The organism is Haloferula helveola (assembly GCF_037076345.1).
In the GTDB taxonomy this organism is placed as follows: Bacteria; Verrucomicrobiota; Verrucomicrobiia; order Verrucomicrobiales; family Akkermansiaceae; genus Haloferula; species Haloferula helveola.
This window is the reverse complement of record NZ_AP024702.1, coordinates 1,873,373-1,885,050: the sequence shown is the minus strand read 5'-3', so window position 1 is coordinate 1,885,050 and position 11,678 is coordinate 1,873,373. Positions and strand designations below refer to the sequence as shown.

The 11,678-nt window shown below is 63.3% G+C and carries 9 protein-coding genes; all 9 read right to left on the bottom strand.

What is annotated here, in order from left to right:
- Nucleotides 1-98: 98 nt before the first annotated feature.
- The 9 genes from HAHE_RS06870 to HAHE_RS06830 all read right to left on the bottom strand — a co-directional run bounded on the left by HAHE_RS06870 (nt 99) and on the right by HAHE_RS06830 (nt 11,611).
- Nucleotides 99-2,381 (bottom strand): hypothetical protein, encoded by a 2,283-nt coding sequence (locus tag HAHE_RS06870; RefSeq protein WP_338689680.1) that lies wholly within the window; start codon nt 2,379-2,381, stop codon nt 99-101.
- 29 nt (nt 2,382-2,410) lie between these two features.
- The gene (locus HAHE_RS06865) at nt 2,411-3,130 is read right to left on the bottom strand and encodes a type II secretion system protein (RefSeq protein ID WP_338689678.1); all 720 of its coding nucleotides are present in this window, start codon (nt 3,128-3,130) and stop codon (nt 2,411-2,413) included.
- 100 nt (nt 3,131-3,230) lie between these two features.
- Complete coding sequence (locus HAHE_RS06860) at nt 3,231-4,757, bottom strand: LamG-like jellyroll fold domain-containing protein (protein ID WP_338689676.1); 1,527 nt, start codon at nt 4,755-4,757, stop codon at nt 3,231-3,233.
- The gene (locus HAHE_RS06855) at nt 4,754-5,320 is read right to left on the bottom strand and encodes a sigma-70 family RNA polymerase sigma factor (RefSeq protein WP_338689674.1); all 567 of its coding nucleotides are present in this window, start codon (nt 5,318-5,320) and stop codon (nt 4,754-4,756) included. Before HAHE_RS06855 ends, HAHE_RS06860 begins: the two co-directional genes overlap by 4 nt.
- A 104-nt stretch (nt 5,321-5,424) precedes the next feature.
- Nucleotides 5,425-6,846, bottom strand: a complete 1,422-nt coding sequence (locus HAHE_RS06850) for a DUF1501 domain-containing protein (RefSeq protein ID WP_338689673.1) — start codon at nt 6,844-6,846, stop codon at nt 5,425-5,427.
- 3 nt (nt 6,847-6,849) lie between these two features.
- Nucleotides 6,850-9,384, bottom strand: a complete 2,535-nt coding sequence (locus HAHE_RS06845) for a PSD1 and planctomycete cytochrome C domain-containing protein (RefSeq protein ID WP_338689671.1) — start codon at nt 9,382-9,384, stop codon at nt 6,850-6,852.
- Nucleotides 9,385-9,497: 113 nt separating this feature from the next.
- Nucleotides 9,498-10,409 carry a DUF6807 family protein gene (locus tag HAHE_RS06840; RefSeq protein WP_338689670.1) on the bottom strand — a complete coding sequence of 304 codons (912 nt, stop codon included), beginning with the start codon at nt 10,407-10,409 and terminating at the stop codon, nt 9,498-9,500.
- A gap of 253 nt (nt 10,410-10,662) precedes the next feature.
- Entirely contained in the window at nt 10,663-11,034 is a 372-nt protein-coding gene (locus tag HAHE_RS06835) for a hypothetical protein (RefSeq protein WP_338689669.1), read from the bottom strand.
- 40 nt (nt 11,035-11,074) lie between these two features.
- Complete coding sequence (locus HAHE_RS06830; protein ID WP_338689668.1) at nt 11,075-11,611, bottom strand: hypothetical protein; 537 nt, start codon at nt 11,609-11,611, stop codon at nt 11,075-11,077.
- Between the last annotated feature and the right edge of the window lie 67 nt (nt 11,612-11,678).

Here is an 11,678-nt window from a genome sequence, read left to right as displayed (position 1 = left end):
CTTCCGCGGTATGTCAGACTGAACGCAACCTTGTGTAGCAGTTTGACCAGCGCGGTTCGCACCGGAGGGGTCTTGGGTCGTGGGCCTGACTTTTTGAGTCAGGGAATACTGCCCTCAACGACCTGAACGAAGAACTTCGGATCCACGCCCGGGGTCACGGCGACGCTCAGGACGTCGGCGGAGCCGGTGGCGACGATTTCGGTGCCGGGAATGGCGGCGAAGCCGAGAAGGGTGTCGGAACCTTCGAGGTGGTAGGTTTGGCCGTTGGTCAGGCCATCGACGGTCACTTCGAGATTGCCGCCGTTGATGGCGACGTTGGTCACGAGGATCGGCGCCGATGCGCCCGGGCTGGTTTCGATGAAGAGGCCCGCGCCATCAAGCACGCTGACGAACCGGCCGCTGTAGAAGCTCGGGGTGGTCACCATCAGGGTGAACTCACGAATGCCGGCTTGATACAGAGCGAGGAGGTTCTCGGTCAGGTCGATGTCGCCATTGGTCTGGGCGACAAGCACGCGGTGGGTCCCGCCCACGACATCGCCCGGCGTCGCACCGATGGCCGGATCGACGAAGTCGGTGTAGTTGACCGTCGCGTTGTCGGGGACGATGCCGGTTCGAACGATCGGGACCGTCGGATCGGTGTAGGAAATGTAGACATCGAACGGCTTGGCCTCGTCGCTCATGTCGAGTTTCAGCCTCAGTTCTAGGAGGTCCAAATTCAGCGTGTTTGTGGCGAGGTAGCTGTCGAGATCGGTGAGATCCATTTCCCACTGCATGAAGCCCGCCTCGGAGGTGCTGGCGAAGCGGTTCAGCGTCTTGATGCGGGTCACGGAAGTGTAGGTCCGGAGACCGATATCGGTGCCCTTGTCGGGCATGGTGACCGAGCTCTCTTCGAACACCGCAACGGCATCGTTGGTGGCCGAGCCACTGGTGCAGGCGAAGCCGACGTAAACCGGGTCGGTCATCACCACGGTGGCGCTGGCGGGCGACGCCGGGGCGTAGGTCACGCCATCGCCCGAGATGAAGAACTCGAAGAGGTCGCCGGTGCGGGTGATGCGGAGCCATTGCGGCGGCGTTCCTCCGGGTGCGCCGACGGTTTCGGACGCGACGTTGCCGTCGGCGTCACGGCTCACGACCACCGGCTCGCCACCCGGTCGGACACCGAGGAACACGTGGGCGGAATCCAACGCTTGGGATCCGCGAACCATCAGGCCGGCCTGGGCCGCGGCCTCGAGGGACGTCAGCGAGGCCAGTTTGACGTCCACGCTGAAGTTGCCGGTGTCCTGCCACGCGGTGAATTCGAACTCGTCCGATGCGGTCGCTCCGATGCCGTTCGCGCCGTAGCCGGTTACGGTCGCGCCATTACCGTTGAATGAATTGGTGCCCGAGTTGTTCGAGTCGAAGCTGTAGCTTCCGGTGGGGAAGATGCCATCCGGGTTGCCTCCGGGGTTCTGCGAGACCGCGAGGAGCACGGAAGGAACGTCGATGCTGGCACCGGCGACGGCGGTTGCCGCGACCGGCCCGTGCTGATCGGCGTAGTAGAGGGTCGGGTAGAGGTCGTCGCGAACAAGGAAATGGCCGATCTGCTCGCTGCCGAGGTCGTCGGTGCCGATGCTGATTCCGGAACCGCTCTCCACGGTCAGCGTGCGGCCGGAAAAGAAGGACGGCATCATGACCGAAACCAGAAGCTTCCGGACACCCGCATTGTAGAGGCCGAGAATGTTGGTGCTTTCGGAAAGGTTGCCGGTGGTTCCCAGCTTGAGGATCTTGTGGGTGCCGTTGACCACGTCTCCTTCGGCAGCCGACTGGGACGGCCAGTAGAAGTTGTCGTAGTTGAGCTCGGAGTCGGTGCTGATCGATGTCTCCGTGATGCTTTCTCCGGCTTCGGTGTAGGAAAGGTAGACATCGTAGGCCTTGCCGGTATCCGACAGGCTGAAGACGAGGTCGAGGGTCAGGGCGTTGAGCGTGTCGGTGCTGCCCGGGCCGGTCAGGTAATCCTCCACCGGGGAGAGATCGATTTCGTACTGGAACGCGCCCAGCCGTCCGGCGCCGGTCAAACCGCCATCCGTGCTGGAAGCGAAGCGATTGAGATTCCTGAACTCGATGCTGGCAGGGTTCGTTTGGACGCCGAGGTCGGTGCTCGGATCGCCGGGGCCACCCGATGTCGGAACCTGGCTGCTTGCGGTGAACAGGCTGTTGAGCTGCAGCGGTGCTCCCGCGACGTTGCGGGTGTCGAACGGCCCGATCGCAGGATCGAAGTGGACGTCCGTGTTGGAGTGCGAGTTGTTCGAGATGCGCAGATCACCGACCTGCTCGGGGACGGCGAGCAGGATGCTCTGGAGGCCGAAAGCGGCGGCGGCAAACCTCAGGGAATTGGGGCTCATGAGTTTTTCGGGTTTATGGGTCGGGTTGTTCAGTTGTTGAGATCGATGGAGACTGGCTTCGAGCCGTTGGCGTCGTAGGCCCGGTCAAAGCCGAGCTTCGCCAGTTCGTCGGGCGAGAGGGCGCGTCCGCTGCCGTCGGCGAAGCAGACATTGGCCTTGTCGCCATGGCGCAGCGCGACGCGGTCGTTGCCGGAGATGCGGAAAATCTGCTGGCCGTCGCTGCGGCACGAGTCTGCCAGAAGCACGTGGTTGGCGGCGTTCTTCAGGTTCGCGAGACGGAGGGTCGACAGTTGGCCGGTGCGCCCGCCCGAGTCCTTGAGCGATTCGCTCTGCCACTCTGCTCCCGAACGGAGCTGCGGGACGAAGTTGATGCCGTAGGTGTTCCAGTGGATCGTCTGCGGCTCCGGGGCACTCGGGCAGAACATGACGTCCTTCATCGTGGGGTAATGAGCGTCGGTCGGGTTCCTCGGCAGCCCGAGTTGCTCGCTGATCACGTAGTAGGGCCGGTAGTCGAAGTTACCCGAGCCGCCGGCGAAGACCGCGATGCGGCCGTGGTTGTCGGTGGCGGAGTCGAGGAGCATCATGGTGGCGTTCTTCTGCTGGTTCATGCAGGTCGCCCGCCGTGCCTTCTGCTGCACGTTCTTGGTGATGGCGAAAACGAGGGAGGCGAGCGCCGCGACGATCACGATCGCGACCATGAGCTCGACCAAGGTGAAGCCGGTGTGGCGGAGGGTTTCGGGTTTCTTCATTTCAGGCTGTCGGGTTGGTTTGCATGGGAAATAGCCATGCCTGTTTTTTGGTTAACCGGGAGCGGAACATTTTCGGAAAGAGCGCCTTTCCGAAGCCTCGCTACTTCACCCAAGGAAGCCGGTTTTTCTCCATCAGGTGGCGGATCTGATCCTGATCAAGCGCCCCACCGACCACATGGAGTTCGTCGATTTTCCCTTGGTATGTCGGTCCTTCCTGCTCGCTGAAGAGCTGAATTCCCAGAGTCAGCGGCCATCCGGAGCGGCCGTCCGAAAGCGTGTCGACCGATGGCCCCGTGCGGGTGTGGTGCACGGTCTGAGGCTGGCCGTCGACGTAGTGATGGAGTTCGGGAAGGCCTTCTTCATCGGTTTCGCCGGTGAAGACGAAAGCGACATGATGCCATTCGCCGTCGAAGATGTCCGCCCCGTCGAGCGGGCTGGTTGCCCATGCGCCGCCCCAGTTGGTCGACAGGCTCTTGCCTTCCTTCGAGGTGCCCAGTGACCACTTGGCTCCCTCGCCTCCGGCCTGGCCCCAATTGACCAGCGAGCAACCGTCCTCGGTCTGGTCGGACGCATTGACCCAGAAGGCCACCGTGCGCGGGCGGCTGCCGTCGATACCGTAGAAGTCACCCCGGCCGAAGCGCGTCGGTTGGTCGAGCAGGAACGCGCGTCCGTGAAGGCCTTCGCCGGTCGATGAGTCGACGGTCTTCCTGCGTTTTTCGAGGTCGAAGGTGTAGATGCTCAGATCGTGGAGGCCGGGCGAATCGGTATCGCAGGGGAATCCGCCATTCTCGATCCGGTCGAAGGACCAGTGCCAGTAGGGAGCGGTGGCGGTGAGCTGCTTGTTGAAACGACGATCATCGTAGGGAATCGTCCGCGGCTTGCCGATGGCGTTGGTGCGGATCGCCTGGTGGGCCGTCAGCACGACCGGCTTGAGCGTGGAGAGAATCGGTTCCACGCGGACCGTGCCCTCGGCGACGTGCACTTCCTCATCGACCTGGGTGGACGCGATCACTCCGAACTCCGTTCCGAGATCGACCACACGAATCCGGTCGGTGTGGACGATGAACCTGTCGCCGCCGGCACGTGCCCAGAGTCGGCCATCGGCCATGTGGACTTCGTCCGGATTCCGAAGATCGAGGATGCCCGGGCCTTCGAAAATCAGGTGGGAGCCCGAGGTGAGCTGGATCTCCAGCGTGCCGGCATCGAGCCGGATCCGGGTGTCCGGCTCAAAGGTGCCGTCGGAGTTCAGTCCGCCCAGCTCGTAGTTCCAAACGCTGCCCGGACCGGCCTTGCAGAAGGCTTCCGGCGGGGCGGGGGGCCTCAGCATCGAGCCGATGAAGGCGATGATCGCGAGTAGCGCCGCAGCGGCCATCAGGGCGCGGGCAAACTGGCGACCCTGGGCAGGGGGCTGTCGCTCGTCGGCCACGCCACCGAGTTCCGCCAGCGACTCGGCCTTGCTCTGCATCAGGCTCGAGAACCGCATGTGGGCGATGTAGGCCTCGCGAGCCTCGGGCTCATCGCGGAGCTGATCCATGAGCTGCTGGTGTTCCGAGGCCGTGAGGCATCCGTCCTCGAGGCTCTGGAGGAGCTGCTCGAGTTGTCGCTTTGGCGAGCTTGGCGAATTCATGAGGCCGACGGTTTGGATGGATCGGCCACGCTTTCCTCAATGCAGCGCTTCAGTCCGGCGCGGAGGCGGAACAGCGTGACTTTCAGAGCCTGGACCGAGCGTTGGGAGGTCACGGCGAAATCCTGCAGCCGCGTCCGGTGCCAGTAGCGCTGGACGAGGAGTTCCCGATCTTTCGGGCGGAGCTTGCCAAGGCAGTCGTCGAGGGCCTCGAGGCGGCACTCCTGGTCTTCGGGCGTCTCGGGGCGGGCCTCGATGTCGTCCGCGATCTTGATCGCCACGTCGGGATCCAGCGTGACCCAGCGACGTCGCTTGAGCTGTTTCAGGTAAGCCATCGTCTGGAACCGGGCGATGCTGAAGGCCCAGGCGCGGAAGTTCGTTCCGTGGGTGAAATCGGCACGCTTCCGCCACAGAACGGCGTTGGTATTCTGGATCACGTCGTCCACGCCCGGGGCACCGGGGAGGAGCGAGATGATGAAACTCCGGATGATGTTCTGGTGCTCGGTCAGGAGCTGGACGAACTGGACGTCACCCGGGTCATCGTCGATGGCGTGAAGCTGAAGCATGGGCTGCTGGGAAATAGCACTTCCCCGCAGCGGTTAACATGGCACAGCGAAAAAATGCTCCGATCCGCCATGGAGCCCGGACTTCCGCCGGCTGCCAGCCCCCGTCAGCCCAGCAATTCCTTGACCACGCGAGCCTTTTCCACACCGGTCAGTTTGAAGTCGAGACCTTGGAATTTGTAGGTGAGGCGCTCGTGGTCGATCCCGAGCTGCTGGAGCATGGTGGCGTGCAGGTCGTGGACGGAAACGCCATTGTCGGCGACGGCGTAACCCAACTCGTCGGTGGAACCGTAGGTCGTGCCGCCCTTGATTCCGGCGCCCGCCATCCACAGCGAGAAGGCCTGGATGTGGTGGTCGCGGCCCGAGCCCTGGGCCATCGGGGTGCGGCCGAACTCACCGCCCCAAATCACCAACGTGTCGTCGAGCATGCCACGCTCCTTGAGATCCTTCACCAGTGCCGCGGTCGCTTGGTCGACATGCCCGGAGACAACCTCGATCCCGCGTTTCACTCCGCCGTGGTGGTCCCAGCCGCGGTGGTAGAGCTGGATGAAACGCACGCCGCGCTCGGCAAGGCGCCGGGCCAGCAGGCAGTTCGAAGCGAACGATCCGTCGCCCGGCTTCGCGCCGTAGCTTTCGAGCACGTGAGCCGGTTCGTCGGAGACGTCCATCAGTCCCGGCACGGATGCCTGCATTTTGAAGGCCATCTCGTACTGGGCGATGCGGGTCGCGATCTCCGGGTCGTTCTGACGTTTGCCGAGCATCCCGTTCATCCGGTTGATCGCGTCCAACAGTTCCCGCTGGTCGTCGCGGGTCACGCCTGCCGGGTTGTTGACGTAGTGGACCGGGTCGCCCTTCGAGTTGAACTGCACACCTTGGAATTTCGAGGGAAGGAAACCGCTGTGCCACTGGCGCGATGCGATCGGCTGGTCCTGCCCGCCTCCCGAGGAAGTCATCACGACGTAACCCGGAAGCTCGTCGGTTTCCGCGCCGAGTCCGTAGAGCAGCCATGAGCCCATCGACGGCCGGCCCGGAATGATCGAGCCGGTGTTCATGAAGGTGTGGGCGGGATCGTGGTTGATCTGCTCGGTATGCATCGAGTTGATCACCGCGATCTCGTCGGCGATCGAGCCGATGTGCGGGAGCGCGCTCGACATCATCCGTCCGCACTTGCCGTACGGTTTGAACTCGTACTGCGGTGCAAGGCAATTCAGCTTCTTGCCCTGCAGCTGCGCGAGCTGCTGGCCCTTGGTGAACGACTCGGGCATCGGCTGGCCACCCAGCTTCGCGAGCGTCGGCTTGTGGTCGAGCGTCTCGAGGTGCGACGGCCCGCCGGCCATGCACAGGTGGATCACCCGTTTCGCCTTCGGCGGGACGTGCAGTTCGCCGCCCAGCACCCCGTTCCAGCGATCCGACGCTTCGAGGTCACGGGTCAGTAGCGACGCCAGAGCCGCGCTTCCGACCGAGTACGACGATCTCCGTAGAAATGCCCGGCGGTTGATGAGTTCCGCAATTCGTGGATCGGCGAACATGGCTCAGTAGCGGGTGATGGTTTCGTGAAGGTTCAGCAGCGCGCGGGTGACGGCGGTCATCGAGGCCAGCGCGGGTTTGTCGACATCCGCAGCGACCGGCTTGATGCCGATGGCCAGCAACGCGTCGGCGTCCGAGGGCGTCTTCCGGTAACGATCGAGTTGCTTCTCGTGCAGCGACCGCAGCAGGGCGGCTTCCTCCTCGCTCGGCGCCCGCGAGAGCAAGCGTTCGAATGCTTCCTCAAGCCGTGAATCGAAGCCGGTCTCGTTCTTCAGCAGGTCCTCGGCGAAGACCCGCGCGGCCTCGATGAAGGTCGGGTCGTTGAGCTGGTTGAGTGCTTGGAGCGGCGTGTTGCTCTGACTGCGGCTGGCCGTGCACTCCTCGCGCGGCGGAGCGTCGAAGGCGACGAGCATCGGGTGCAGGAACGACCGCTGCCAGTGCATGTAGAGGCCGCGGCGGTACTGTCCGGCGTCGGTGTCCGCCCGGTACTCGCGCTTCGGGAAATTGAGCTGGGCATAGTAGCCTTCCGGCTGGTAGGGCCGGGCGCTCGGGCCGCCGACTGCCGGATTCAGCAGCCCGGCAACGGCGAGGGCGTTGTCGCGGATGAATTCGGCCGGAAGGCGTCGTGCGTTCTGATGGGCGTACAGCGTGTTGTAGGGGTCCGCCTCCATCAGGGCGGGGGAGGGGTTCGAAGATTGGCGGTAGGTGCGCGATGTGACGATCTGCTTCACCAGGTGCTTCACATCCCAGCCGGACTCGACGAAGTCGACGGCCAGCCAGTCGAGCAGTTCCGGATGCGTCGGCCATTGTCCCTGATTACCCAGATCCTGGAGGTCGCGGGAAAGCCCGGTGCCGAGGAAGAGTGCCCACACCCGGTTGACGAAGGCGCGGGCGGTGAGCGGGTTGTCGGGTGAGGCGATCCAGTCGGCGAGGTCGAGGCGGCTCAGACGCTCGCTCGACTCCGCCGCTTCGAATTCACCGCTAGCGAGGAACTCCGGGAATGCGGGTTCGACGACCTCGCCGCTTTTGTCCGTCCAGTCGCCACGCGGGAGAATCCGGATCGTTCGCGGTGTCGTCGACACGCTCGGCAAGGTCGACGGGATACGCGCGTTGAGCTGTTGTTCCTCCTTCCGCACCTGGGTCAGCTGCGTGTGGATCTTGCCGTATTCCGGATGCTGCGTGCGGAAGTGATTGAGCAGGGCCTCCTTCTGCTTGCCCTTCGGTTCCTTGCCTTTGGTCTGGTCCAGTGCGGCAGCGACCGGCTTGGGAAGCTTGGGGGCATCCTTGCCGCCTTTCTTCACGGCTGACCGCACTTCCACCAGCCACGTGCCGAACTCCTTCTCAAGCTCCGGCGTGCCCCGGTCGAACTCCTTCTCGAGCTTCCCGATCTCACCCCGCAGGCGGGCGAGCTCCTTCGTTTGCTCTTCGCTCGGGATCTTCAACACCGGTCCCCACGGACCGAGTTCGTTCCCCGGATGATTCTTGATGTCCGCTCCCTCGTTGTAGCGTCCGTCACCGTTGAATGCCCCTTTCTCGAAGATGTCGGCGAAGAATGCCTCCATCGCGTAGAAGTCCTTCGCGGTGAACGGATCGAACTTGTGGTCGTGGCACTCCGCGCAGCCCATGGTCGATCCGAGAAACGCGACCGACGTCGCCCGCACCCGCTCGGCGTAGTACTTCGCGATGTACTCCGCATCCTGGATGCCGCCCTCTTTCGAGATCTGCTGGACGCGGTTGAAGGTGGAGGCGATGCGCGACTCCATCGTCGCGTCCGGCAACAGGTCACCGGCGAGCTGCTCGACAATGAAGCGGTCGTACGGCTTGCCTTGGTTGAAGGCGTTCACCACGTAGTCGCGGTAGGGGCTGACGTCGCGCTCGTTGTCGCCGTGGTAACCGACCGAGTCGGCGTAGCGGGCGAGATCGAGCCAGTAGACGGCCATCCGTTCGCCGAAATGCTCGGACGTGATCAGGTCGTCGACCGCCTTGGCCGGATCGGTCACCCCGGTGGCCGACGGTGGCAGGCCGGTGAGGTCGAAGGAAAGCCGGCGGAGCAGCGTGGGGTTGTCCGCGGTGTCGGCAAACTCGCGTCCCTCCGCCTTCAATCCGGCGGCAATGAAGTTGTCGATCGGATGCTCCTCGCCCATCTTGGGAACCGCGGGGCGCTCCGGTTTGATGTAGGCCCAGTGGGATTCGTATTCCGCACCCTCGTTGATCCACTTCGCGAGCAGCTGCTTCTGTTTCTCCGTCAGTGTTTTGTGCGACTCCGGCGGCGGCATGATCTCATCCTCGTCGTCCGAGTGGATCAGGAAAATCAGTTCCGAGTCCTCGGCGTCGCCGGGGGTGATCGCCTGCTTGTCGATCGCGGCGTCGCGCACATCCAGCCGAAGCTTCGCCTCGCGCGTGTTCTTATCCGGCCCGTGGCAGGCGAAGCAGTTCTCCGACAGGATCGGACGGATGTCCCGGTTGTACGAAATCTTCTCCTCCGCGTGACCCGGTAGGGTCGTGGCGATGAGAATGGGCAAAGTGATCGGCAGTCGCATAAGCGCGTGACAAGGTCGTGGGTCGGGGGGTGGCCCGACCTCGGAAACTGTCGAATCCCTACGCCCGGGGGAAGCTTTCCTTTCGGATGGAGGTGCCCCCCAAAGAAATCAGCCTACTTCGCAAACGCGCTGTAGGCGTCGGCAAGCTTCGGCCTTTGCGGCGCCGCTCCTTCCGTCACGCGGAACCGGTAGCGCAAGGTGGCGGTCTCGCCGTCAGCCAGCTTGATTACAGGGAACTCGCCGAAACGGCCGTAGTCGCGATAGGCCGACCAGCGGGAACCGTCCGGATTGTCGGGATGACTCATGTGCTGCACGGTCCATGTCTTGCCGCCCGCCTCGAAGGTCATCGCCACCCATGGCAGCCCGGGATTCTTCTGCGGCGAGATGTCATCCCCGTGGAATGTGTATTTGGCGCTCTTGTTCGCGACCACTTCCTGGCTCGGCCGGAAGTGAATGCCGGCATGCTCGGGATCGCCACCGAGCTCGACCGCACCGTGCGCCGCCTTCAACTCGCTGATGAAGTCGATCAGCGCGTAGGCGTCGCCGTCGGTGAAATGCGTCGTGAGCGTGCGCGTCTCCTCGAGCACGGGCGTTCCTTCGGTCCCGATCCAGTCGATGCGGCTGGTCACGGTGGCAGACTTTTCGTCCGCCTCCTGCTTCACGAATGAGACATGCTTCAAGGTGGTGTTGCGAACGTGCCACAGGTCGTGCGACTTGCCACCGTGCTTCAGCTTGTTCCAGCCGATGAAGATCCCGCGGTGGTGGGGATACTTTCCGCCGGGGCCCTTGGTGATCGGCTCGCCGCCGGGGCCGAGCACATGATGGAAAACCTTGGCCGTGTCGAAGGTGACCTTGCCGGCGTCATCGAGCTTGTGCGCGTATTCATAGCGCAGTACCGGCTTCCCCGCGGGATCGACAATGGTGAGCTGGCTGCCTTCGTTGTCGTCGAACGAGGCCTTGTCGGCGCCGGGAGTGGTCGAAACGCCCAAGCCGAGCGCACAGAGTAGGGTGATATGAGTTTTCAAGAGGGAAGGATACTTCCGATATCGGGCCTCTCTACCAGGTTTTCCTCTCGCCCGACTGCGGACGTGCCGCCGGGAGCCGGCCGGATAGCTACGGGTTTAACGTATCGCACTTCTTGGCCAGGAATTGGCGGCAAAAACTTGCTGCGGGCAGTGCGTTTTCGTGATCGCGGATTCAAGAGTCTGGATCGACAGGTATCCGTCGGCGATTGCATCGCCTGCACACCAGCGCGCAAGTGAGGGCAACCACTATTTTTCAAACACCCCCGGCACTTACCGTGGCGATCCAGAGGAAAACCAACCCCGCGCCAATGTTTGCAACCAGGCTGACCCCCGCGCAGAGCAGGCGTAGACCGCGCGACGGGTCCTTGCGAATCGAGGTGACGACGATGTCCGTAATCAGGAGCACAATCGCCGCCATCCATGCCAGGAGGACGACCTTTAGGAAGATCCAGAGCCATGGAATCGCTTCCGCCTGCCATAAGGCGGCCAGGACCGCAGTGCCGATCCAGGCGCCCACCGGCCCCATGAATCGACGCTGGGGGCGGGCGGTCCTGAGGGTGAAAACCGTCCATGCGGCCGCGGCCAGAAACGCCGTGCCCACGAAAGGAAGGAAGGTATTGATCATTGCTGCCAGCGCCGTGGGGTGGTTTGACGGTCTCCGGGGCTCACACTTCGCTGATCACCTCCGCCCATGACCTCGTGGTCGTGTCCCGAATCGGCTCGTAACGCTCTTTGAGGTTGAAGGGCTCTCTCGTGCCATCCTTCTTAATCACCGTGCCCTCCAGCAGGAGCGTAAAGTCTTCGTCGCGAGTGATGACACCGCGGAGCTTCCCGGAGATCGAATTCACCGTCGACTTCACGACGCGGCCACCGGACATGCTGTTGTAGGATTCATACGGCCGGGCGTCGAAGCGCCGCGGGAGCTTGAACGCAGCGGCTCCGGGATCTGCCGTGCCGTCGCCGTAGGTGACCATCACCCTCGTGAACTCAACCGCTTCGAGTGTGAAGGATTCATCGGTGTAGTCGGAGCCGACCGCGTAAGGTTTCCGGGTCCTGATTTTTCCTCCAAACATGCCGCTGATCGACATGTTCGTGTCAATGTAGGTATCCGGCACCGGTCCTCTCGAAGGTGGGGCAGGGGTGATCATCTTGAACGCCGTCGTGTCCATCTTGTACTGGAGGCCTCCCATGCATGAAGTCATCACGAAACAGGGGATCAGGAGAGAGTATGTGAGACGTGTCGGCATCGATCTGCTCGGGCGGGTGTCG

What these genes read in the sequence shown, in the direction of transcription:
- HAHE_RS06870 (WP_338689680.1), bottom strand. Translation starts at nt 2,381, where the DNA reads ATGAGCCCCAATTCCCTGAGGTTTGCCGCCGCCGCTTTCGGCCTCCAG.
- HAHE_RS06865 (WP_338689678.1), bottom strand. Translation starts at nt 3,130, where the DNA reads ATGAAGAAACCCGAAACCCTCCGCCACACCGGCTTCACCTTGGTCGAG.
- HAHE_RS06860 (WP_338689676.1), bottom strand. Translation starts at nt 4,757, where the DNA reads ATGAATTCGCCAAGCTCGCCAAAGCGACAACTCGAGCAGCTCCTCCAG.
- HAHE_RS06855 (WP_338689674.1), bottom strand. Translation starts at nt 5,320, where the DNA reads ATGCTTCAGCTTCACGCCATCGACGATGACCCGGGTGACGTCCAGTTC.
- HAHE_RS06850 (WP_338689673.1), bottom strand. Translation starts at nt 6,846, where the DNA reads ATGTTCGCCGATCCACGAATTGCGGAACTCATCAACCGCCGGGCATTT.
- HAHE_RS06845 (WP_338689671.1), bottom strand. Translation starts at nt 9,384, where the DNA reads ATGCGACTGCCGATCACTTTGCCCATTCTCATCGCCACGACCCTACCG.
- HAHE_RS06835 (WP_338689669.1), bottom strand. Translation starts at nt 11,034, where the DNA reads ATGATCAATACCTTCCTTCCTTTCGTGGGCACGGCGTTTCTGGCCGCG.
- HAHE_RS06830 (WP_338689668.1), bottom strand. Translation starts at nt 11,611, where the DNA reads ATGACTTCATGCATGGGAGGCCTCCAGTACAAGATGGACACGACGGCG.